Annotated in this window: 21 protein-coding genes; 13 read left to right on the top strand and 8 right to left on the bottom strand. The window is 65.2% G+C overall.

Translation table 11 applies throughout. The features are described 5' to 3' along the window. The first annotated feature begins 172 nt into the window (after nucleotides 1-172). From R3P93_RS16690 to R3P93_RS16675, 4 genes are read left to right on the top strand one after another with little or no spacing between them, the layout of a single operon-like run. Nucleotides 173-1,174, top strand: coding sequence for an Acg family FMN-binding oxidoreductase (locus tag R3P93_RS16690; protein ID WP_317533502.1), 1,002 nt, complete (start codon nucleotides 173-175; stop codon nucleotides 1,172-1,174). Then, entirely contained in the window at nucleotides 1,171-2,073 is a 903-nt protein-coding gene (locus R3P93_RS16685; RefSeq protein ID WP_317533501.1) for a universal stress protein, read from the top strand. Before R3P93_RS16690 ends, R3P93_RS16685 begins: the two co-directional genes overlap by 4 nt. After that, nucleotides 2,070-2,432 carry a hypothetical protein gene (locus R3P93_RS16680; protein WP_094640569.1) on the top strand — a complete coding sequence of 121 codons (363 nt, stop codon included), beginning with the start codon at nucleotides 2,070-2,072 and terminating at the stop codon, nucleotides 2,430-2,432. Before R3P93_RS16685 ends, R3P93_RS16680 begins: the two co-directional genes overlap by 4 nt. A 38-nt stretch (nucleotides 2,433-2,470) precedes the next feature. Next, nucleotides 2,471-3,349 carry a universal stress protein gene (locus R3P93_RS16675; RefSeq protein ID WP_317533500.1) on the top strand — a complete coding sequence of 293 codons (879 nt, stop codon included), beginning with the start codon at nucleotides 2,471-2,473 and terminating at the stop codon, nucleotides 3,347-3,349. A gap of 14 nt (nucleotides 3,350-3,363) precedes the next feature. Here R3P93_RS16675 and R3P93_RS16670 read toward each other — a convergent pair whose 3' ends face one another. Continuing rightward, nucleotides 3,364-4,800 (bottom strand): MFS transporter, encoded by a 1,437-nt coding sequence (locus R3P93_RS16670; RefSeq protein WP_317533499.1) that lies wholly within the window; start codon nucleotides 4,798-4,800, stop codon nucleotides 3,364-3,366. Further along, nucleotides 4,797-5,396, bottom strand: a complete 600-nt coding sequence (gene lppU / locus R3P93_RS16665) for an LppU family putative lipoprotein (RefSeq protein WP_094669155.1) — start codon at nucleotides 5,394-5,396, stop codon at nucleotides 4,797-4,799. Before lppU ends, R3P93_RS16670 begins: the two co-directional genes overlap by 4 nt. Before the next feature lie 86 nt (nucleotides 5,397-5,482). Here lppU and R3P93_RS16660 point away from each other — a divergent pair, with 86 nt between their 5' ends. Together R3P93_RS16660 and R3P93_RS16655 are read left to right on the top strand one after the other, a co-directional pair. Continuing rightward, on the top strand, nucleotides 5,483-6,532 hold the full coding sequence (locus tag R3P93_RS16660; protein ID WP_094669158.1) for an ATP-dependent DNA ligase: 1,050 nt from the start codon (nucleotides 5,483-5,485) through the stop codon (nucleotides 6,530-6,532). Nucleotides 6,533-6,534: 2 nt separating this feature from the next. After that, nucleotides 6,535-7,620, top strand: a complete 1,086-nt coding sequence (locus R3P93_RS16655) for a DNA polymerase domain-containing protein (protein ID WP_317533498.1) — start codon at nucleotides 6,535-6,537, stop codon at nucleotides 7,618-7,620. 85 nt (nucleotides 7,621-7,705) lie between these two features. Here R3P93_RS16655 and nhaA read toward each other — a convergent pair whose 3' ends face one another. Then, nucleotides 7,706-9,562, bottom strand: coding sequence for a Na+/H+ antiporter NhaA (gene nhaA, locus R3P93_RS16650; protein WP_317533497.1), 1,857 nt, complete (start codon nucleotides 9,560-9,562; stop codon nucleotides 7,706-7,708). Between the two features lie 222 nt (nucleotides 9,563-9,784). Between nhaA and R3P93_RS16645 the strand changes: the two genes are divergently transcribed. Then, on the top strand, nucleotides 9,785-10,810 hold the full coding sequence (locus R3P93_RS16645) for a zinc-binding metallopeptidase family protein (protein WP_317533496.1): 1,026 nt from the start codon (nucleotides 9,785-9,787) through the stop codon (nucleotides 10,808-10,810). 118 nt (nucleotides 10,811-10,928) lie between these two features. Then, nucleotides 10,929-11,669: a GAF and ANTAR domain-containing protein gene (locus R3P93_RS16640; RefSeq protein ID WP_317533529.1), complete on the top strand. Its 741-nt coding sequence runs from the start codon at nucleotides 10,929-10,931 to the stop codon at nucleotides 11,667-11,669. Between the two features lie 27 nt (nucleotides 11,670-11,696). Here R3P93_RS16640 and R3P93_RS16635 read toward each other — a convergent pair whose 3' ends face one another. From R3P93_RS16635 to R3P93_RS16620, 4 genes are read right to left on the bottom strand one after another with little or no spacing between them, the layout of a single operon-like run. Further along, on the bottom strand, nucleotides 11,697-12,362 hold the full coding sequence (locus R3P93_RS16635) for a class I SAM-dependent DNA methyltransferase (RefSeq protein WP_231893761.1): 666 nt from the start codon (nucleotides 12,360-12,362) through the stop codon (nucleotides 11,697-11,699). Continuing rightward, nucleotides 12,359-13,108 carry a PIG-L deacetylase family protein gene (locus R3P93_RS16630; RefSeq protein WP_068048768.1) on the bottom strand — a complete coding sequence of 250 codons (750 nt, stop codon included), beginning with the start codon at nucleotides 13,106-13,108 and terminating at the stop codon, nucleotides 12,359-12,361. Before R3P93_RS16630 ends, R3P93_RS16635 begins: the two co-directional genes overlap by 4 nt. After that, the gene (locus R3P93_RS16625) at nucleotides 13,102-14,097 is read right to left on the bottom strand and encodes an acyl-CoA dehydrogenase family protein (protein ID WP_068048771.1); all 996 of its coding nucleotides are present in this window, start codon (nucleotides 14,095-14,097) and stop codon (nucleotides 13,102-13,104) included. Before R3P93_RS16625 ends, R3P93_RS16630 begins: the two co-directional genes overlap by 7 nt. Then, the gene (locus R3P93_RS16620) at nucleotides 14,094-14,819 is read right to left on the bottom strand and encodes a glycosyltransferase (protein WP_068048774.1); all 726 of its coding nucleotides are present in this window, start codon (nucleotides 14,817-14,819) and stop codon (nucleotides 14,094-14,096) included. Before R3P93_RS16620 ends, R3P93_RS16625 begins: the two co-directional genes overlap by 4 nt. A 296-nt stretch (nucleotides 14,820-15,115) precedes the next feature. Between R3P93_RS16620 and R3P93_RS16615 the strand changes: the two genes are divergently transcribed. The 5 genes from R3P93_RS16615 to R3P93_RS16595 all read left to right on the top strand — a co-directional run bounded on the left by R3P93_RS16615 (nucleotide 15,116) and on the right by R3P93_RS16595 (nucleotide 20,414). Then, on the top strand, nucleotides 15,116-16,027 hold the full coding sequence (locus R3P93_RS16615) for a L,D-transpeptidase (protein ID WP_317533495.1): 912 nt from the start codon (nucleotides 15,116-15,118) through the stop codon (nucleotides 16,025-16,027). A gap of 134 nt (nucleotides 16,028-16,161) precedes the next feature. Beyond that, nucleotides 16,162-17,094, top strand: coding sequence for a carbohydrate ABC transporter permease (locus tag R3P93_RS16610; protein WP_176460333.1), 933 nt, complete (start codon nucleotides 16,162-16,164; stop codon nucleotides 17,092-17,094). Beyond that, nucleotides 17,091-17,981, top strand: a complete 891-nt coding sequence (locus R3P93_RS16605) for a carbohydrate ABC transporter permease (protein WP_094640579.1) — start codon at nucleotides 17,091-17,093, stop codon at nucleotides 17,979-17,981. Before R3P93_RS16610 ends, R3P93_RS16605 begins: the two co-directional genes overlap by 4 nt. 28 nt (nucleotides 17,982-18,009) lie before the next feature. Then, nucleotides 18,010-19,335 (top strand): ABC transporter substrate-binding protein, encoded by a 1,326-nt coding sequence (locus R3P93_RS16600; protein WP_300521265.1) that lies wholly within the window; start codon nucleotides 18,010-18,012, stop codon nucleotides 19,333-19,335. Further along, on the top strand, nucleotides 19,335-20,414 hold the full coding sequence (locus R3P93_RS16595; protein WP_094687175.1) for an ABC transporter ATP-binding protein: 1,080 nt from the start codon (nucleotides 19,335-19,337) through the stop codon (nucleotides 20,412-20,414). The genes R3P93_RS16600 and R3P93_RS16595 overlap by 1 nt, the downstream gene beginning before the upstream one ends. On the opposite strand, the gene R3P93_RS16590 is transcribed toward R3P93_RS16595, so the two are convergent. Further along, complete coding sequence (locus R3P93_RS16590; RefSeq protein ID WP_068048811.1) at nucleotides 20,392-21,702, bottom strand: cytochrome P450; 1,311 nt, start codon at nucleotides 21,700-21,702, stop codon at nucleotides 20,392-20,394. The genes R3P93_RS16595 and R3P93_RS16590 overlap by 23 nt on opposite strands. Nucleotides 21,703-21,710: the final 8 nt, after the last annotated feature.

The following is a 21,710-nucleotide window of genomic DNA, read 5'->3' as shown; positions in this document are numbered from 1 at the left end:
GTCGCATTCACCGTCAACACTAAACCTGTGGTTGCGGCTCTCGATCGGCATGCACCCAACTCGTACGTCTCGAGTGCCCTTCATCGAGTGACGAATGGCCCTGTCGAGCACCACCAGCTCGGGGAGAGAGTGGGTGTGTCGCCGCATCGCGGTGGGAGTCCGAGGAGGGACGATGAACGATCAGCCGGATACGGCCGTGGTGGAGATGCTGGTGGAGCTCGCGTGTCGCGCTCCGTCGGTGCACAACAGTCAGCCGTGGAGGTGGATCTACTCCGAGCACGTACTCGATCTGTACACCGACAGCTCGCGCGTGCTCGGGGCGATAGACCCGACCGAGCGGCAGATGGTGATGAGCTGCGGGGCTGCCTTGGACCACCTGCAGAAGGCCGCGGCAGCCAACAGGTGGACGGCAGAGATCGACCTGTTGCCGACCCCGGGTGCACCGGATCACCTCGCGCGTGTTCGTTTCGTACACGACGCGCATCCCCGGTCGCACGAGTTCGACCTGCTCACTGCGATCAATCGGCGGTACTCGGATCGGCGAGCGTTCGGGCCGGTGCCGAGCAATCGCGATCTGACGCGATACCTGGGTCAGGAGCACTACGGCACCGAGATGACCGTCCTGTCGGCCGAGTCCAAAGAGACGTTGGCGAAGGCATCGACTCTGAGCGCGAGCGTACGTAAGTACGACGCGACGTATCAGGCGGAGATCAGATGGTGGGCCGGGCACGCGTTCCGATCGGGAGGAATTCCGCCCGAGGCTCTGACGAACCGCGCGGATGCATCGAGGGTGCAGGTCGGACGAGTGTTCCCCGAACCGCACCGGGTCGCCGCGACCGTGACACACGAGCCGGTCGAGGACGAATCCACCGTGGTGCTGCTCGAGACGTCATCGGACGAACACCTGGATTGGCTGCAGAGCGGTCGAGCCATGTCTGCCTTCCTCCTGGCAGCGACAGCGGACGGACTGGCGACGTGCCCGTTGACGCACATGACGGAACAGTCGGGTAGCAGGCGCTTGGTCGAATCTCTCGCTGCACGCACGGGGGTGGCGCAGGTGCTGATTCGAGTCGGTAAACCGATGATCGGCTCACCGCCACCCCGAACCCCACGACACGCGGTCGCGTCGGTGCTCTCGGCACCCGCCCGCGCAACGAACAGGAGACGATCGTGATTCTCGCAGGACACCAGAAAATCGTTGTCGGCGTGGACGGCTCGCCAGCCAGCATCGACGCTGCCCGCTGGGCGGCCACCCTGGCCGAGAAGGTGGATTCTCCGCTGCTGATCGCCGGGGCAGTACAGCAGCCCGTGTTCTACATGGGCGAGCCCGCAACGGTGGTGCCGACGGAGGTGTGGGACGAGCAGCGGCGCGCGGCCGAACGCGTCGTCACCGACGTTGCCACCGCGGTGCTGTCCCGTCATCCGAACCTGGCCGTGACCACCTCGGTGGAGGAAGCGACCGCATGCACGATGATGGTCGGACACTCCCGCACCGCCCGCATGCTCGTCGTCGGTAACTCCGGTTCCGGCCCGATCGTGTCGGCATTGTTCGGGAGTACGGCGCAGGAGACCTCGAACGCGGCCCTGTGTCCGGTGATCGTCTGGCGGGAGGGAATCGGCACCGTCGACGCACCGATCCTCGTCGGTATCGACGGCAGTGCGACGAGTGAGGTGGCCGTCGAGCAGGCCTTCGATCTGGCGTCTCTGTTGGGTGTGCCGATGATCGCCGCGCTTGCCTGGAGCTCGTTGTCCCAGGGGGCGGCGCTCTCCTTGCCGGGATCGCCCGACAGTGCCGAGATCGAGCGCGAGCAGCGAATGCTGCTGTCGGAATGTCTTGCCGGATGGAGTGAGAAGTATCCGGACGTATCCGTCGAACATATTGTGCAACAGGGTAATCCGGCGCATCTGTTGATAGATTTGTCCAAGCGTGCCGGCCTCGTGGTGGTCGGTAGCCACGGACGGGGAGTGGTGGCGAGAGCACTGTTCGGATCGACCAGTAGCAACCTCACGCGGCATGCGCGCTGCCCGGTGATGATCTGCAGGGACACGACGACAGCGGGGACTCGACGATGACGAACGACGCACCAGCAGCGGCAGGTACCCGGCGGATGGAGACCGATTCCATCACCGTCGACAGTCCGGCATCGACAGGGTCGACGGTGTTTCCGGTGACCACCGCGTCGACCGGCGGCACCGTGTACGCGGTGATGATCGCCGAATACGGACCGCTCGCCGGAACCTCCCCGGACGGACACGATCTGAGAACTGCGGTGCTCGGCCGGTGGCCGGGGGTGCGCGTGTTCGAGCGACGCAGCACCGGTGTCAGCGGGGCCGACCCGCGCGGCTACGAGACCTTCTACGTCGAGCTCGAATCTAGCGGATGCCGCACCGATATCGATACCGACGAAGTATCTGCCCTGTTCCATCCCTGACCGACCCGACGGCTTCCCCATCGAGACAGGAACACATCATGAGCAATTCCACCGACCGCGTGCTTCCCATCCTGGTGGGCATCGACGGCTCCACCGAGGCCGATGCCGCAGCACTGTGGGCGGCCGCCTACGCCGCGAAGACACACGCGTCCGTTCGGTTGATTCACGCTGTCCCCGAGGGGGATTGGTACGGATCGGCAGCGTTCGTGGACGGCGGTGCGCTCGAGCGGGACCTCCGCATGATCGGGCGAAAGCATCTCACCCGTGCGGCCGGAGCGATGCACGACGTTGCACCCGACGTATCCGTCGACATCGTCAGCGTCGACGGCACCATCGCGTCGTACCTGTCGAATGCCGACGCCGAATTGATCGTGCTGGGATCGAGGAAGTCGAGTGCACTACGAGACCTGACCCTGGGCAGCAACACCCTTCGGGTCGTCACGCACGCCCGTTGCCCCGTACTGCTGGTGCGTGGTGGTGGAGAGAGCAGCGATCCCGCCAGGCCCATCGTGGTGGGCGTCGACGGAAGCGAGCAGTCGGATCGAGCGTTGAGTGCAGCGCTCGAGTTCGCCCACACCGTCGGTGCACCGGTGGTCGCGGCGAACTACTGGGGATTCGCGGCCCAGCCGGGTCTGGGAACGGGATTCGAGGAGATCGACTGGGTGAGTGTCCGGGCACACGAAAAGCATTGGCTGGATGCGCATGTGGAGAAGATGCACGAGAAGTACCCGGAGGTGGCGCTGTCGACCGTGAGCGCGCAGTCGAGCCCGACGCGAGGCCTGCGGGCGATGTCGGCGTCGGCGTCGATGCTCGTGGTGGGTTCTCGGGGTCGAGGTGCTCTGCGTGGGACGATTCTGGGGTCGGTCAGTCAGAATCTCGTTCACCACGCCGACTGCTCGGTGCTGATCGTGCGATGACCCAGTGCGGTGAGTCACGCGCTCCGACGCGAGGCGGGTGGTGGTGAGCCGATGTCGCAGTGCGGGGGACAGTTCGACGCGTCGTCGCCGGTGCCGCGGATCAGTGCTGCCGCGATGGCGGCACCGATGACCAGCAGTCCGGCGCACATCAGCATCGCGGCGTGGAAGCCGTCCGAGAACACTTCCGGCGCAGCGTAATCGGATCCCGCGATACCGGCGAGCGCAGGGAGCGCGGCCACGGCGAGCAGTTGACTGGTGCGGGCCACGGCATTGTTGACTCCAGACGCGATTCCGGCACGATCGGTCGACACCGCGCCCAGAACCGCTCCGGTCAGCGGGGCCACCAGAGCGGACAATCCGAGCCCGAAGACGACAACCGCAGGCAGAACGTCTGTGGCGTAGGTGGATCCGGGTCCGATGCGCAACATCAGCAACAGCCCCAGTGCCGAGAGCAGTGGCCCGACGGTCATCGGAACACGAGGTCCGATGCGTCCGGCGATTCTGCCCGCGCGGGCGGACAGGACGAGCATCAGAGCGGTGATCGGCAGCGTGGCCACTCCGGCCGCGATGGGTGAGTAGCCCACGGCGAACTGCAACTGCAACACCAGAAGAAAGAACACGCCGCCCAGAGCCGCGTACACGGCGAAGGTGACGAGGTTGGCCGCCAGAAACACTCGGGATGCGAACAGCGACGGCGGAACCAGTGGATCGTGCGAGCGACGCTCGATCACCACGAACACTCCGGCCGCGACGACACCCAGAGCGAGCGCCAGGGCATGTGACTCGATCAGACCGTACGTGAGCAGACCCAGCGCTGCCGCGACGGTCACCGCTCCCGGTGCGTCGAGTCGGCCGGATGCGTGCGGATCTCGGCTCTCGGGAACGTGTTTCGCTGCCACCCACACGACCACGACGGCGAGCGGGATGTTGATCAGGAACACCGAACGCCACCCGACGGCGTCGACCAACCAGCCACCGAGCAACGGACCGACCGCGGACGCGACGCCGCCGAGACCCGACCACAGACCGATCGCAGCTCCTCGATCCTCGGCCCTGATGGAAGCCGAGATCAGCGCGAGAGAACCCGGCGTCAGCAAGGCCGCGCCGACGCCCTGCAGTAGTCGCGCCGCGACCAGCACCTCGATGCTGGGAGCGAGCCCGCAGAGCACCGACGCGGCCGCGAACCAGACGGTGCCCCAGACGAACACCCGCCTGCGCCCCAGCCGGTCGCCTAGCGACCCGCCCAGCAGAATCAGCGAGGCCAGCGTCAAGGTGTAACCGCTCAGCGTCCACTGCAGACCGGTGACGCCCGAACCGAGATCGCGACCGATCGCGGGTAACGCGATATTGACCACGGTGGCGTCGAGCATCGCCAGAGCCGAACCGAGCACCGTGGCTGCGACGATCCAGCGCCCCCGAGCGCTCGAGACCGAGATGTCGGTGGCGGTCACAACCGTTCGACGCAGACGACGAAGTTGCGTGAATCCTTCTCGAATCCGTACAGCGCGGGGTCGGGGCAGTCGTCGACGGACGAGGTGCCCTGCAGGATGGTCACCACGCGGCGGGTGTCGGCACCGGGGGTCGCGCAGTCGATCCGCTGAGCGAATTCACCGACGAGGTCCATGCATCCACCGACCTGCCAGTCGATGTCGAGGCACAGGGCTCCCTGTTCGATGTCGAAGTAGGTCTCGTAGTAGTACTGATCGGCATCCTCGGGGCACTCGGCGGAGGTGGGCGTCTTGGCGAAGACGACGTAGTTGGACTGCGGAGATCCGCAGGCCGCGTTGTCGATGGCCGCCTCGTCGACGGTTCCGCCCAGGGCCACGCACTCGCCGATCTCCACGTCGATGTCGACACTGCCGCCGTCGTCGATGTCGGTCTGAGGTGTGGTGGTGGGAGGGTTGGTGGTCGTGGTGGCGGGAATGGTGGCACCGGAGATGGCGACGGCGGTACCGGACACTTCCGAGGCGCATCCGCCGAGCATCAGCGCCGCGCACGACGACAACGCGAGCACGAGAGCGCGGACCGAACGACTGGATGACGCCATGGTGAGTCCTGCCCTCGTAGGTTCGACCGTGCTCGTGTAGAAAATATCGGACTCGCTCGTCGGCTGCATGAGGCAGGATGAACTGCGTGGATCTTCCTCTTGCCGTGCCGGTCGCACCGATGCTCGCCAAAGCCGCGAAAGTGGTGCCCGCACAGCCCGAGGACGGGCCCGCGGTGTGGTCGTACGAGCCGAAATGGGACGGGTTTCGCGCGATCGTCTTCCGTGACGGAGACGAGGTGGTGCTGGGGTCACGTGGCGGTAAGGACCTGGCACGCTATTTCCCGGAGTTGGTGGAGGCGATCAAGGCCGAGCTGCCCGAGAAGATCGTCGTCGACGGCGAGATCGTCGTCCCCCGCGAGAAGGACGGATCCACTCGTCTGGACTGGGAGTCGCTGTCCGAACGGATTCACCCCGCGGCGAGCCGGGTGACCATGCTCGCGGAGAAGACGCCCGCGCAGTTCATCGGCTTCGACCTGTTGGCCGTCGGCGACGAGGACCTGACGGGTGAGCCGTTCTCGACGCGGCGAGCGAGACTGCTCGACGCGGTGGGTACCGGCGGGACGAGCTGTCACGTCACCTCCGCCACCGACGACGCGGCGGTGGCCGAGGATTGGTTCGAGCGTTTCGAGGGTGCCGGGCTCGACGGTGTGGTGGCCAAGAAGCTCGACGGTCTCTATCTGCCGAACAAGCGCGAGATGGTCAAGATCAAGCATGCGCGTACCGCCGACTGTGTGTTGATCGGTTATCGAATCCACAAGTCCGGCAACGGTATCGGATCTCTGCTCCTCGGTCTGTACGACGGCGACGACCTGCGCATGATCGGCGGCGCGTCGGCCTTCACCGACAAGCGACGGCTGGAACTGCTGGAAGAACTCGAACCGCTCCGGCTCGGCGACGATGTCACGTACGACGGCGAGGCGACCCGCTGGAATTCGTCGAACGACCGCAACTGGATCCCGGTGCGCATCGAGCGGGTCATCGAGGTGGCCTACGACCAGATGGAAGGGGCTCGGCTGCGGCACGTGGCGCGGTTCCTGCGGTGGCGACCCGATCGTGAGCCGCGCTCGTGCGCGTACGACCAGCTCGAGGTTCCGGTGCGCTACGACGTCGCCGACGTCATTGCCGGGGGACGGTAGCCATGGCCGCGAAAACACCACCGGCGTTCGTGCAGGCCGGCGAGCGCGAAGTGCGGGTGTCGAGCCCCGATCGCATGATCTTCGAGGCCACCGAACGCACCCCGGAGATCACCAAACTGCAGGTGTGCGAGTACTTCGCGGCAGTCGGGGAGCCACTGATGAGGGCGATCGGTGACCGCCCCACCGCGATGGAGCGTTGGCCCGACGGCTATCGCGAGGGCATGCGATTGGCACTCGGCCCCCAGGACAAGGAGGGCGACGGTTTCTATCAGAAGCGGTTGCCCAAGGGCGCGCCAGAGTGGATCGAGACGGTGAAGATCGCGTTCCCCAGCAAGCGCACCGCCGAAGAGCTGTGCCCGTCCGAATCCGCGTCGCTGGTGTGGGCGGCGCAGATGGGCACGCTGACCTTCCATCCGTGGCCGGTGCGGCGACCGGACGTGGATCATCCCGACGAGCTCCGGCTGGACCTCGATCCGCAGCAGGGAACCACGTTCGCGGACGCCCTGCGAGTGGCCGATGTGACCCGAGAGCTGTTGGAGGAGCTGGGTTTACGCGGCTACCCGAAGACGAGTGGTAATCGGGGCATTCACATATACGTTCGCATCGAGCCGCAGTACACCTTCGAGCAGGTGCGCCATGCGGCCATCGGTCTGGGCCGCGAGCTGGAACGGCGCGACGACGGGGTGACCACCAACTGGTGGAAAGAGGAACGCGGAGAACGCATCTTCATCGACTACAACCAGAACAATCGAGACCGAACCATCGCCAGCGCATGGAGTCTGCGGGCCCGTCCGGGTGCGACGGTGAGCACTCCGATGACGTGGTCGCAGTTGGCAGATGTCACCGATCCACGTGAGTACAACCTCGTCACGGTGCCGGAGCTGGTTCAGGACGGTGACCCGTGGGCCGATATGGATGAGCAGGCCTACTCCCTCGAACCCCTTCTGCAGCTGTGGGAAACCCTGCCGGGTGGGGAGCTGAACTTCCCGCCGGATTACCCCAAGATGCCCGGCGAACCGCCCCGAGTGCAGCCGTCGAAAAAGGTCGCCGAGCACTGGGATGCGGAGGGGAATCGCACGGAGAGCTGACGAAGCCGGGCAACGTTGCACACTATGACGCCGTATCGACGGGATTCGGTCGACGCGGGCATGTTCTGTGCAACCTTGCCCGCGCTCACATGGATTCGAGTTCCCGGATCAACGTCGCCGCATCGTATGGTCCGACGTGCCGGGTCAGGTTCTTGTCGCCGCGTCCCAGGTAGAAGGTCGGGGTGCCGTCCACGTCCGAGGACGAGGCGTCGAGTTCGTCGTCCTCGACGCGTACCACGTAGTCGCCGGTGCGGATGTCGTCCTCGAATCTGTCCATGTCCAGGCCGAGTTCACGTGCGTAGCCGTCGATGTCGTCGGGCTCGAGGGCGTCGCTGTTACGGAACAACACGTCGGCCATCTCCCAGAACTTGCCCTGCGCGGCTGCGGCCTCGCTGGCGTATGCCGCGTAGCGAGCGTGTGGGTGATAGTCGTCGAGCGGGAGGTGCCGGTAGACGTACCGAAGGTCGTCGCCGAAGTGCTTGCGTACTTCGGCGACGCTGCCGGTTGCCTTGCTGCAGAACGGGCATTCGAAGTCCGCGTACTCCACGATGGTCAGAGGTGCGTCCACCGGGCCGCGGATGTGATCGCGCTTGGCGTCGACCGGACGCAGAATGCGCAGGGATGCTTCGGCTTTCGGAGGATGGATCTTCTCGTCGATCCGGAAGAGGACCCAGCCGAGCAGTGCGGCGATCACCGAGGCCACCAGCACGCCGACCCGTGCTTCGTCGGCCAGCAACGGGTCGTCGAGTGCGAGATCGATGATGAACAACGAGATCGTGAATCCGATTCCGGACATCGCGGCACCGCCTGCGATGTGGGAGAGCGTCAGTCCTGGAGCCAGGGAGGACGGTCTCAACCTCGCGAAAACAGCGGACGCAGCGGTGATTCCGACGAGCTTGCCGAGAACGAGACCGGCGATGATGCCCCAGGTGAGCGTCGAGGTCGACGCGGCTTTCAGAGTGTCCGAGCTCAGCACGACTCCGGCGTTGGCGAGCGCGAAGATCGGCACGATGATGAAGGCCGTGTACGGCTGGTAGAGCCGCATGAGACGTTCGTTGACCGACACCGCGCGATCGAGTCCGAGACGGGCGGCTCGGGCATATTCGGGATTGGGCGACTGCCGGAACGCGCGTGTCAGATCCGCCGCGCGTTCCACCTCGGTGCGGCGCGGCGGATAGACCGGAAGAATCAACGCGATCATCACTCCCGCGAGTGTGGGGTGAACTCCGGACTCGTACATCGCAACCCAGGTGAACAGTGCAACGACGAAGTACCCGACGCCGCGCCACACCTCGAGCCGACGCAGCAGGAAGATCAGCCCCAGACCGACGAACGCCAGCACCAACGGCACCACGTCGAGGTTGTCGGTATAGAAGAAGGCGATGATCGCCAGCGCGCCCACATCGTCCGCGACAGCGAGCGTGAGCAGGAAGATGCGCAACCGAGCGGCCTTCTTCGGGCCGAGGACGGCGAGTGCCCCGAGGAGGAACGCGGTGTCGGTGGAGATCACGACGCCCCATGCCTGGGCGGCGGGCCCGGACGGATTGAAGGCGAGAAACAGCAACGCCGGCGCGGCCAGACCGGCAACCGCCGCGACGATCGGGATGGCGGCACGAGATCGGTCGGTGAGCTCGCCCATCGCGAACTCACGCTTGACCTCGAGCCCGACGACGAAGAAGAACAGCGCCATGAGCCCGTCGTTGACCCAGTGGGCGAGGTCGAGGGAGATGCCGTGCTCGCCGACGGTGACGGAGAGTTCGGTGTGCCAGAACGACTGGTAGGTCTCGCCGAAGGGTGAGTTGGCCCAGATCAGCGCGATCAGTGTCGCTGCGAGCAGGAAGCCCGCCGCCAGGGTTTCGCTGTTCTTCTCGCCGCGGGCCCGCGAGATCCGTTCGGCGAAACGTGCCATGGGCCGATTCGTCGGCGTGATCTGATCTGCCATCTGCGGCCCGCATCCTCTCGAAGAGTGTTGTGAAGCAGTCTGTACCAACGTGTGGGTCGACGGTTTGCTTCCTTGCAGGTGACAGCCCGCAGAGTAACGTTATTGCGCTGTCGACCTCGCCGCACGGCGAGGGAGATGTGCACAACATATTCGATGAACGGCATTAGTCCGTCCAGAAACGGGAATACGAGCCCGACTCACCCCTGCCACGAAGGAACATCCATGCGTGATTTCATCTGCCGCAAATGCGGACAGAAGCTGTCGTTCGAGAACTCACTGTGTCTGAGCTGCTCGAGCGCGCTCGGCTTCCATCTGCCGAGCAGAGCTCTGCTGGTGCTCCCCGACAAGGCCGACGACGGTGTCGCCGAGGCCGAGGTGGACGGCACCACGTGGAAGATGTGCGCCAACCTCAACACGGCGCGCTGCAACTGGCTCGTCGACACCGACGACAGCGACGATCTCTGCGTGTCGTGCCGGCTCACGCGTACTCGCCCCGCCGACGACGACGTCGACGCGATGGCCGCCTACGCGGACGCCGAGACCAACAAGCGTCGAGTCGTGCTCGAACTGACCGAACTGGGGCTGCCCATCGTGGGCCGGGACGAGGACACCGCGACCGGCCTGGTGTTCGATCTGCTCTCCAGCGCAGAACAACAGGTCATGACCGGCCACGACAACGGCTTGATCACCCTCGACCTCGCCGAGGGAGACGACGTGCACCGCGAACAGTTGCGCGTCGCGATGTCCGAGCCGTATCGCACGCTCGTCGGGCACTTCCGGCACGAGATCGGCCACTACTACCAGATGGTGCTGGTCGGAGACGGTGAGCATCGCGCGGCCTTCGAGGAGCTGTTCGGGGATCCGGATTCGAGCTACCAGGACGCCCTCGACCGCCACTACAGCGAAGGTGCGCCCGAGGGCTGGGAGGACAACTACGTCTCGTCCTACGCCACCATGCACCCTGCCGAGGACTGGGCCGAGACGTTCGCGCACTACCTGCACATCCGCGACACCCTGGACACGGCCGCAGCGTTCGGTATGGCCCCGGCCGGTTCGACGCTGGAGAGCCCGTTGCCAGGTGACGTCGGCTTCGATCAGATCGTCGACTGGTGGTTGCCGCTGTCGTGGGCGCTGAACCAGATCAACCGATCGATGGGACACCAGGACCTCTACCCGTTCGTGCTGCCGCCGACCGTCGTGAAGAAAATCGGGTTCGTGCACTCGCTGATCGCACCCAGCACACTCTGATGCCCCGCTAACGGTCGTTGAGCTTTGCCATCAGGGGCGTATCCTGTGTTGTCGGCACACCGCCGATGCCGGGATGCGCCCCTGCGCAGTAGCAGGGCTCGTGCAACAGCAGGACGAGGTGACGACCATCAGCGAGCAGACAGTGGATTCGACGGGCACGCGCTCGCGGGTCAACGATTTCGAGCTGAGTCGACGGATGGCCGAGGTGGCCGAGAAGCTGCGGCGTCAGCATTCGGATCCGGATCGAGTTCTGGCCGTCATCACCGAGTCCGCGGTGGCCAACGTGCCGTCCGCAGAATTCGCGTCCATCACCACCGTGCTGCAGGGCAAGTTCGTACACAGCGCCGCGCTGTGTGGGGAGCCCGCCGGCCACTGCGACAAGATTCAGGAGCAGCTGGGCGAGGGACCGTGCCTCGAATCGGCGATCGAACAGACCACCATCAGGATCGACGACATGGACAGCGACACCCGCTGGCCGCTGTTCGCCGACGCGGCGTCTGCGCTCGGGGTCAAGAGCATGATCTGCTTCCAGCTCTACGTCGAGGGAGTCAACTTCGGCGCACTGAACCTGCATTCCACTCGTACCGACGCCTTCAGTGCCGAGGCCGAGTCGATCGGTTCGCTGTTCGCTGCGCACGCGGCCATCGCGTTCTCCACCGCACGCGAGGAGCAGCAGATTCGGGCCGCGTTGACCAGTCGAGACCTGATCGGTCAGGCCAAGGGCATGTTGATGGAGCGCTACAACCTGAACTCGCAGGCGGCATTCGCCTTGCTGGCCAAGCTGTCTCAGGACACCAACGTCAAACTCGCCGATCTCGCCGAACAGCTGGTCATCGACGCCGCGAAATCGACCGACTGAGCCCCGTCTCCTGGAGGTCGAGCGCAGTCAGCGCACATCGAGGCCGTCGGTGCTCGCGACCGACACCGCCGGACCGTCCGAGGCGACGAAGACCTCGATCCGAACGTCCTCGTCCAGATAGCGACTCAGTAGCGCCAAACCGGTTGTTGCGGCGATGATCTCGTGCACGCGATCACCCGAGATCGGATAGTCGTCCACGTCGTGACGCCAATGCGCTGCCACCAGAGTGCCCCCTGCTTCCAGGTGGTCGACGGCGCGCGTCATCGCCGATGCGAGATCCGCGGCGTCGAGGTAGTAGCCGACCTCGCTGACGACGATCAGATCGAACGTCTCCTCGGGTGTCGGCAATGCCGACCAATGGTCGGACAACGACCACAACGCGAATTCGACTGCGGCAGTCTCACCTACACGCGTGCGGGCCGAATCGAGGGCACTGTCCACCACATCGGTCGACACCACGTGATCGCACCGGGTCGCCAACTGTTCGGTGAGCACGCCGATGGAGCAGCCGGGTTCGAGTGCTCGCCGATAGTGCGGCTTCGGCAATGAGGCCATGGTCAATGCGTACTTGCGTCGCTCGTACCATTTGCTGTCGAGCATGAACGGATCGTCCTTGGCCGCATAGACATTGCGGAAGTAGTCGGCACTCAGGCTGGTCGGAGAACCGGGGCTCGTCCGAGAATCCATGCTCATGCGAACACCACCTCGAACGGTCGCCGGTAGCGGGCCAATATGTGCGGGGGCAACACCGCTCGATCCGCGGGGTGATCGGACAGGGGCCGGATCTGAGAATGGAACTGCTCGATCGACGCGCGCTTGGCGTCGAGGGTATGCGCCGGGAGATCGACACGGCGGCATCGTGTCCACGGAACTGCAGGATGGTTCGGAGTTGCCCAGTGCCACATCCAGATCGGGTACTCGACCACCGGTATCCCGACGGCATTCGCCGCAGTGAGACAGGCCCGCGCGGTCGCTTCGTGGTCGGGATGACCGTCTCCGCGCCAGGGCGTCAGGCACCAGGTGCCCGGGGTGGCGTCGAGCAACGGCATCAATGCATCGGCCACGGCACCCTCGTGCTGCTCGACGGCACCGTCGGCGATCTGCAACCGCGTCGGAGAGTGGTCGATTCCCAACTCCGCCAACGCGCGTTCGGATTCGACGGGGCGTCGTGCCCGCAGATCCTCCGCCGTCACAGTCGGGGAACCGGGGTGCGAGCCGTCACCGTCGGTCACCGCGACCACCCTCACGTCGACCCCTGCCGCGGCCGCCAACGACAGCAGGCCACCGACGCCGAGCACCTCGTCGTCCGGGTGCGGGGCGACGACGACCATCGTGACGACGTCCTTCCACTGCAGACCGGGGATGGACCAGTCGGCCGACATCCAATCCGATTCGGCGGTGCCGACATCGACTTCGGCGTCGAATGCGTTCTCTACCATGGGTTGTCCTCCTCGGCGATGTCCTGCCCGAGGGCTTCGAGATCGCGTTCGGCATGGCTCTGCCTCAGATAGACGGTGAGATCTGCGACGCGCCGCGCGTGCTCGGCATCGCTGCACAGCGGGCCGGCACCGAGAGCGCGGCCGACGCGGTCGATGCACTGAGTCGCCGCGTCCTCGACCACCGCCCGCACGATGCGGGCTCGGGTCCGGGCTCGACCGGAACGGTCGAACGGATCGGCGTCCACTTCGGCGGCCGCGGTGGTCAGTGCGCTCGACGCCGCACCGAGTGCCGCTGCGATGGCACCGAGATGTGCGGCACGGTGCGGGTCCGGCCTGGTGCGAACGGCGGCGTGCAGCGTGTCCGCCACCGCGCACGCGCTACCGAACCAGGCTGCCGACACCCCGATGGCACCGTGCCAGAAGCCAGGACGGGTGAGGTAATCGGTCGGTCCGCCGACCGCAACGGCCGGGACGCTGTCGAATGCAACCGAGCCGGAATCGCTTTCGCTCATCCCCACTGCATGCCACGTGTCGGGTACCGGGGTTGCGCCCGGATGCGTCAGATCGACGGCGAACAGCCGAGGACTTCCCTCGACGCGCGCAGTGACCAGAGCGTTCGTACACAGTGACGCACCCGAGCACCACGGCTTCGTTCCGGTGAGAACCCAGCCCGAGTCCTCCAGTACCGCCTCGAGAATCGGAGCAGGTGGTTCCGCAGCCCACACTCCCCAGATCTGACCGCGCTGTGGCGTCGGGCCGTCGAGTTCGTGCAGGATCGCGATCGCGTCGGTGTGCGCTTCGGACCACCGGCCCAGCACCGTGTTGTGACGGCTCAGGGCGGCGAGCGACTGCCAGCGCAGATCGGTGTATCCCGAGCCGGGCAGCGCGAGGTCGAGACGACCGTCCGCCTCGAACGCCAAGAACGCGTTGCGCAGACCGGTGTCGATGTCTGCGCGGTCGGTGGATTCGAGAAAATCGGTCTCGCTCATGCGGTGGCCTCCAGGGAACGTAGGAATCCGGCCATGCCGTCGGGCGCTCTGCCGCTGAGGCGACCCGACGTCGTGACAGGGATGTCGCACACTCGACGGCACTCGATGCCGCCGAGCTCGAGGCGTCGGACCAGATCGTGGTCCTCGCCGGTGGTCAAAGGTGCGAATCCTCCGACCGCGAAGTACTCGGTCGCTCGGACGCCGAGGTTGGCGCCGTGCACGTGTGGGTGGCCGATTTCGTGCCGGTAGTGCGCGTCGTACGACGATCGCAACCCGAGGTTCTCCTCGACGTGGCCCTCGAAATCGACCGCCACCGTCCCGGCTACTGCCCGAGCGCCCTCGGCGGCATGCCGAAGATGGCCGAGCAGCCAGTCCTCACCCACCCGGGTGTCCGCATCGGTGGTGACGAGCCAGGTGGCGTCGAGCCGACTGCCGTCTCGCGGGCTGCTCGCGAATCCGGCGGCCCGGGCTGCTCCGACGTTGCGATGCGCCACCTCGATCGCCGACACCGACGGGTGACGTGCGGCGATGTGCGCCGAGTCGTCGGTGCACGCATCGAGTACGACGACCGTCGAGACGGTCACCGCCGCCACTGCGACGGCGCGACGCTCAGCCCGGGACAGGGCCGTCAGACAGGCGTCGAGCAGATCCTGCTCGTTGTGCGCGGGTACGACGACGACGATGTGACTGACTGGGGTACGGGGGAAAGCATCGGAGATCACGGTCCACCCTTCTCGGACACCGGACGAAGAAGAGTCCGTTTCGGAAACCGCCGGTGTCTGGACGGGATGTGCTTCCGACGCACATACCCGTTCCCCGGCTGCCGACACATGCGTCCTGGCCTGCAGAGACAGTGCTCGGGACCGGTTGCGGGAAGATACTCGTACTCGCGGTTTTTTTCGTCCGTTTCGGAGATATCCGATTAGCAAATGTCGGGGCGGTATGTGTTAATGGGCTTTGCTCACGCACAGCTCTGTCGGTGGGCATCGCGACGCAGCACGAAGGATGGTCGGGTTACATGGCATCACCGGTTCGCACACGCAGATTCGCCCGTATCGGCGCGATCGTTGCAGGTACAGCCCTTGCTGCGTCCGCCGCATTCGGTTCGGCACAGGCCGCGCCGTTGTGGCCGGGCGGCCCGGAGGTCTCCATCCCCGGAATGCCGGGGTCCTCGGATCCGGCTGCGCCCGCTCCCCAGCAGCAGATCGTCCCGCAGCTCGCGCCCGCGAACTTCGCCGATCCGAGCATCAGCCCCTCCGGCGGCGAGGTCGTCGGAGTCGCGCAGCCCATCGCCATCCGCTTCGACGAGGCAATCGGTGATCGTGACGCCGCCCTGCGAGCGATTCGCGTCACGACGAACCCGTCCGTCGACGGCCACTTCTACTGGATCAACGACACCCAGGTCCGCTGGCTGCCCAACGAGTTCTACCCGGCGCACACCCAGGTGACCGTCGAGGCCGGCGGAGCGAAAGCCGAATTCTCCACCGGCGACTCCATCATCACCACGGCCGACGACAACACCAAGCAGATCACCGTCACCCGCAACGGCGAGGTCGTCCGCACCATGCCCACCTCGATGGGCAAGGTCGGACACGAAACCCCCAACGGCACCTACATCGTCGGCGAGCGGTTCCGCGACATGTACATGGACTCGTCCACGTACGGCGTCCCGATCGACTCCGAGGAGGGCTACCGCACGTACGTCGAGTACGCGACGCGCATCTCCTACAGCGGCATCTTCGTGCACGCCGCCCCGTGGTCGGAATCGCAGCAGGGCTACTCCAACGAATCGCACGGCTGCCTCAACGTCAGCACCGAAGACGGCAAGTGGTTCTTCGAGAACGTCCAGAAGGGCGACCCCGTCATCGTCGTCAACACCGACGGCGGAACCCTCAGCGGATCCGACGGTCTCGGAGACTGGAACCGCTAGTGCCTGCGTAGTGGTGCGGTTGAGTGCCACAGCGGGCACATAACCGCACCACTACGCAGCAATTGGCCTGAGCGACAGGGGACGTTGGGGCTCAGTTCACCATTCGTTGGCCGGGGCTGAGCACAGTCCTCGCAGTGAGTGCAACAACCGAACGAGTGCTGCCCAGGGCACGCGAGAAGCGTTTCTTCTCGCGGCCGTGGACCGATTACGCACTGTTCCTGATTCTGGTGGGCCCCAACCTGGTTCTGTTGGGCGTGTTCACGTATCGGCCGCTGGTCGAGAACTTCCAGTTCTCGTTCTTCGACTGGAACCTGTCCTCGCCCACCTCCACGTTCGTCGGCTTCGACAACTACCGCGAGTGGGCCTCCCGCGAGGACACCTGGCAGATCGTCGGCAACACCGTCGTGTTCACGGTCGCCGCGGTGGTGGGCTCACTGGTTCTCGGCCTGGTGCTGGCGCTGCTGCTCGATCGAAAGCTCCGGGGCCGCAACTTCGTTCGCTCCGCAGTCTTCGCCCCGTACGTCATCTCGGGTGCCGCGATCGGCATCGCGTTCCAATTCGTCTTCGACCCCAACTTCGGGCTGGTCCAGGATCTGATGCGACGCCTCGGCCTGGGCGCGGTTCCGGACTTCTATCAGGACCCGAAGTGGGCGATGGTCATGATCACGGTGACCTACCTGTGGAAGAACCTGGGCTACACCTTCGTCATCTACCTGGCGGCCCTGCAGGGCGTGCGCAAGGAATTGATGGAAGCGGCCGAGATCGATCAGGCGAGCCGCTGGACCACGTTCCGCAAAGTGCTTCTGCCGCAACTACGTCCGACGACGTTCTTCCTGTCGATCACGGTGCTGCTCAATTCGCTGCAGGTCTTCGACATCATCAACGTCATGACGCGCGGCGGCCCGCTGGGCACCGGCACCACCACGATGGTCTACCAGGTCTACGAGGAGACGTTCCGCAACTTCCGAGCCGGCTACGGTGCCACCGTCGCGACGATCCTGTTCCTCGTGCTGTTGATCGTCACTCTCGTGCAGGTACGAATCATGGATCGAGACGATCAGCGATGACTGTGACCGACAAGCCCGATACGGCGACGCCGGAGAAAGCGCCAGGACCGCGCGACCCGCAGCGTGCGCGTCGCAACGCGAACATCCTCGGATACGCGGCCATGGTCGCCGTTCTGCTGATGATCGGGCTGCCACTGTTCTGGATCCTGATCACCTCCTTCAAGGATCGACCGGACATCTACGTGCAGCCGGTCACGTGGTGGCCCAGCGTCTTTCATCCGCAGAACTACGACGAGGCGACGACGGAGGTGCCGTTCTTCACGTACCTGCGCAACTCCATCATCATCACCACGGCCGTGTCGTCCATCAAGTTCGTCCTCGGGGTACTCAGCGCCTACGGTCTGGTGTTCCTGCGCTTCCCGGGCAAGAACATCGTCTTTCTCGTCATCATCGCCGCGCTCATGGTGCCCAATCAGATCACCGTCATCTCCAACTACTCGCTCATCTCCGAGTTGGGTTGGCGAAACTCGTTCCAGGGCATCATCATTCCGCTGGCCGGCGTCGCCTTCGGTACCTTCCTGATGCGCAATCACTTCCTGTCGTTGCCGCCGGAGATCATCGAAGCCGCGCGGATGGACGGTGCCGGGCCGGTACGGCTGATGTTCCGGGTGATCCTGCCGCTGTCGGGCCCGACCATGGTGGCCTTCGCCATCATCACGATCGTCACCGAATGGAACGAATACCTCTGGCCGTTTTTGATGTCCGACGACTCCTCGGTCGCACCGCTTCCGGTGGGATTGACGCTGCTCCAGAACAGCGAGGGCTACACCAACTGGGGCGCGGTGATGGCCGCGACGGTGCTGACCATTCTGCCGATCCTTCTCGTCTTTCTCGTCCTGCAACGCCACATGATCAAGGGCCTCACCTCCGGTGCGGTCAAGGGCTGATTCACCTCACTATCAGGAGTCGAACACCATGGCACACATCATCAATCGGCGTGGCTTCCTCACGCTCACCGGCGCAGCTGCGGCCGCCGCAGCTCTCGCGGCGTGCAGCGGCCCCGGATCGGGCGGGTCGGGCGGCGAGGCTGTCGAAGGCGATGCGAACACCATCAACTTCTGGTCGAACCACCCGGGCAAGTCCCAGGAGTTCGAGAGGGAACTGATCTCGCGCTTCCAGGCGGAGAACCCCGGCCTGACGGTCAATCTCATCGACGGTGGCAAGAACTACGAGGAGGTGTCGCAGAAGTTCAACGCGGCGCTCTCGGGCAACGATGTGCCCGACGTGGTCGTGCTTTCGGACGTCTGGTGGTTCAACTACGCGCTCACCGGTGCGATCGAGCCGCTCGACAAGCACTTCTCCGCAGCAGGCGTCGACCAGTCCGATTACGTGGATTCGCTGCTGGCCGACTACAACTGGAACGGCAACCACTGGGCCTTGCCGTACGCGCGTTCGACGCCGCTGTTCTACTACAACAAGGCCGTGTGGCAGCAGGCCGGACTGCCCGATCGTGGGCCGGCCACCTGGCAGGAGTTCGACGAGTGGGGCCCGCGCATCCAGGCCGTCGTCGGAGACGGCAAGCTCGCTCACGGTTGGGGCAACGCTGTCGACTACCTCGGATGGACGTTCGAGGGACCGATCTGGACGTTCGGCGGATCGTACTCCGATCAGTTCGAGCTGAAGTTCGACGATCCCAATACCATTGCGGCAGGCAAGTTCCTGCAGGACATGATCCACACGAAGAAGTACGCCGCGGTGTCCAACGACATCGCCAACGACTTCGCCGCGGGCATCCTGGCGTCCACCATCGCCTCGACGGGCGACCTATCCACCATCAAGGCCGGTGCCGCGTTCGAGTTCGGTACCGCCTTCCTGCCGGCCACCGACGGCACTCCCGGCTGCCCCACCGGTGGAGCAGGCCTGGCCATTCCGGCGAAGATCTCGGAGGAGCGAAAGGTGAACGCGCTCAGGTTCATCGACTTCGTCACCAACGGTGCCAACACCGCCTACTTCTCGCAGAACACCGGTTACATGCCGGTCCGCAAGTCTGCGCAGCAGGACCCGTCGGAGATCGCATTCCTCGAGGCGAACCCCAACGCCAAGACGGCCGTGGACCAATTGGCGCTGACTCGTTCGCAGGACTACGCCCGCGTGTTCGTCCCCGGTGGCGACAAGATCATCGGCAGCGGACTCGAGCAGATCGCGCTGCAGAACGCCGATGTCGCAACGACGTTCGCGTCCATCTCGGATCAGCTGCAGCAGATCATCGACCGCCAGATCACCCCGAAGCTGCCGAAGTAATGGCCGCCGTTCACTACGCCGGTGTCTCGCACCGGTACCCGGGTGCCGATTCGCTCGCTGTCGACAACCTCGAACTCGACATCGCGGACGGTGAATTCATCGTTCTCGTCGGACCTTCGGGCTGTGGGAAGTCGACGAGTCTGCGGATGCTCGCCGGTCTCGAGTCCGTCGAAAGCGGCCGTATCGACATCGGCGGAGTGGACGTCACCTCGCTGGCTCCGCGGGCCAGGGACGTTGCGATGGTGTTCCAGAACTACGCGCTGTACCCCAACATGACCGTCGGCGACAACATGGGATTCGCGCTGCGCAATGCCGGAATGAGCAAGTCCGACACCGCAGCACGAGTACTCGACGCGGCGAGGATGCTCGAGCTCGAGCCGTTGCTGGGTCGCAAGCCCGGCAAGCTCTCCGGCGGGCAGCGTCAGCGAGTGGCCATGGGGCGCGCGATCGTGCGTCAACCCAAGGTGTTCTGTATGGACGAACCGCTGTCCAACCTCGACGCCAAGCTGCGGGTGTCGACCAGAGCCCAGATCGCCGGTCTGCAAAGACGACTGGGCACCACTACGGTGTACGTCACCCACGATCAGGTCGAGGCCATGACGATGGGTGATCGCGTCGCGGTTCTGCTCGACGGGAAGCTGCAGCAGATCGCCGCTCCGCGGGAGCTCTACGACAACCCCGTCAACACGTTCGTCGCGGGATTCATCGGGTCACCCGGAATGAATCTGGTCGACGCTCCGGTGCGCGACGGCGCGGCCGTACTCGGCGAGTTGCGCATACCCGTCCCGTCCTCGGCGGGCGAGCGCGTCGTTGTCGGTATTCGGCCGGAGTCGTGGGATCTGGTGGGTGACGGTGGTGGGTTGCAGCTCACCGTCGAGCTGATCGAGGAGCTGGGTGCGGAGTCGTTCGTCTACGCCTCCGCGCCCAGCACCGACGGCGGTTGGTCGACAACCTCCGGCCGCATCGCGGTTCGCGTCGACCGCAAGTTGTCGATCGCCCTGGCCGAAACCATTCGACTGGTGCCCAAGCTGGACGAGTTGTTCTTCTTCGACTTCGTTACCGGCCTGCGGTTGTCGTAGCCGGTTCACCGAGGTCGATGGGCAGCGTGGCCCATCCGTGCAGGACTCGGGTGTTGCGACGGGTTCCTTCGCCTGCCGAGCGCAGGTGGGGGAATCTGTCGAACAACGCCTTCAGGCCCACTTCGGATTCTGCCTTCGCGAGCGCTGCCCCGAGGCAGTAGTGGCGTCCACCCGAGAACGACAGGTGTTTGCCGGCATTGGCGCGGGTGACGTCGAACCTGTCCGGGTCCTCGAACACCAGCGGATCCCGATTGGCACCGGCGAGCACCAGCACGACGAGCTTGCCCTCGTGCACCGTCACTCCCTCGACCTCGACGTCGCGCTTGGCCATCCGTGCGGTCAGCTGTACCGGTGATTCCATCCGCAACATTTCGTCGATGGCCGTCGGCCAGTGCGACGGGTCCTGCTGCAGTACGGCGAGCTGGTCGGGGTTGTCGAGCAGCAGTTGGATTCCGCTGCCGAGGAGGTTGACGGTGGTTTCGAAACCTGCGGCCAACACCAATCCCGCAGTGGCCCTGAGCTCCTCGTCGTTGAGGCCGACGCCCTCGTCCTTCGCGGCGATCAGCTGACTCATCAGATCGTCACCGGGATTGCGGCGCAGTTCTGCGATGTGTTGCGAGAGCCAGGCGTCGAATCCGATCAGGCCACGCTCGACCTGCTTGAACTGATCCCACGACAGGCCGATGTCGAGACTGGGTGCAGCCATCTCACCGAATTCGAGAACCCGCTGATTGTCCTCGACCGGTACACCGAGGATCCGCCCGATCACAGCAACCGGCAGGCGCGCGCAGTAGCGATCGACGATGTCGACCACCGGGGAGCCGTCGGACAGCTCGTCGAGCAGAGCATCGGCCGTTTCCTGCACCTGATCGCGCATCTTCTGCACTGCGCGGACGGTGAAGACCGAGGACACCAGCTTCCGGTACCTGGTGTGGTCCGGCGGCTCAACCGAGAGCAGTGAGGGCGGCAGAATCGGGTGCAGTGCCCCGGATCTGGTGTGCCGCTCGATCCACCGCAACGGCCCGGGAAGGGTCGCACCCAGCTGCGTGACGCGGAAGTCGTCCGAGCGCAGCAGGTCGAACGCCACCCGGTGATGCACGGTGATGTTCGAGATCCGAGTCTTCACCAGCGGTGCGGTGGCGCGCAGCTTCTCGTAGACCGGCGTCGGATTTGCCCGCGTCACCGGATCGGCCACCAGCATCGCCTGCGGATCGCCCGCGGCCGCTGCGCGTTTGGCCGCAAACCGAATCACCCCGTGAGCAGCCAGCCAGCGTGCGTATTCCCTCATCAGAAATT

Source organism: Rhodococcus cerastii (assembly GCF_033042195.1).
GTDB lineage: Bacteria > Actinomycetota > Actinomycetes > Mycobacteriales > Mycobacteriaceae > Rhodococcoides.
Note: the sequence above shows the minus strand (reverse complement) of the source record. Positions and strands in the feature narration are given on the sequence as shown.

What these genes read in the sequence shown, in the direction of transcription:
- R3P93_RS16590 (WP_068048811.1), bottom strand. Translation starts at nt 21,702, where the DNA reads ATGAGGGAATACGCACGCTGGCTGGCTGCTCACGGGGTGATTCGGTTT.
- R3P93_RS16645 (WP_317533496.1), top strand. Translation starts at nt 9,785, where the DNA reads ATGCGTGATTTCATCTGCCGCAAATGCGGACAGAAGCTGTCGTTCGAG.
- R3P93_RS16655 (WP_317533498.1), top strand. Translation starts at nt 6,535, where the DNA reads ATGGCCGCGAAAACACCACCGGCGTTCGTGCAGGCCGGCGAGCGCGAA.
- nhaA (WP_317533497.1), bottom strand. Translation starts at nt 9,562, where the DNA reads ATGGCAGATCAGATCACGCCGACGAATCGGCCCATGGCACGTTTCGCC.
- R3P93_RS16675 (WP_317533500.1), top strand. Translation starts at nt 2,471, where the DNA reads ATGAGCAATTCCACCGACCGCGTGCTTCCCATCCTGGTGGGCATCGAC.
- R3P93_RS16595 (WP_094687175.1), top strand. Translation starts at nt 19,335, where the DNA reads ATGGCCGCCGTTCACTACGCCGGTGTCTCGCACCGGTACCCGGGTGCC.
- R3P93_RS16635 (WP_231893761.1), bottom strand. Translation starts at nt 12,362, where the DNA reads ATGAGCATGGATTCTCGGACGAGCCCCGGTTCTCCGACCAGCCTGAGT.
- lppU (WP_094669155.1), bottom strand. Translation starts at nt 5,396, where the DNA reads ATGGCGTCATCCAGTCGTTCGGTCCGCGCTCTCGTGCTCGCGTTGTCG.
- R3P93_RS16630 (WP_068048768.1), bottom strand. Translation starts at nt 13,108, where the DNA reads ATGGTAGAGAACGCATTCGACGCCGAAGTCGATGTCGGCACCGCCGAA.
- R3P93_RS16680 (WP_094640569.1), top strand. Translation starts at nt 2,070, where the DNA reads ATGACGAACGACGCACCAGCAGCGGCAGGTACCCGGCGGATGGAGACC.
- R3P93_RS16615 (WP_317533495.1), top strand. Translation starts at nt 15,116, where the DNA reads ATGGCATCACCGGTTCGCACACGCAGATTCGCCCGTATCGGCGCGATC.
- R3P93_RS16690 (WP_317533502.1), top strand. Translation starts at nt 173, where the DNA reads ATGAACGATCAGCCGGATACGGCCGTGGTGGAGATGCTGGTGGAGCTC.
- R3P93_RS16605 (WP_094640579.1), top strand. Translation starts at nt 17,091, where the DNA reads ATGACTGTGACCGACAAGCCCGATACGGCGACGCCGGAGAAAGCGCCA.
- R3P93_RS16600 (WP_300521265.1), top strand. Translation starts at nt 18,010, where the DNA reads ATGGCACACATCATCAATCGGCGTGGCTTCCTCACGCTCACCGGCGCA.
- R3P93_RS16625 (WP_068048771.1), bottom strand. Translation starts at nt 14,097, where the DNA reads ATGAGCGAGACCGATTTTCTCGAATCCACCGACCGCGCAGACATCGAC.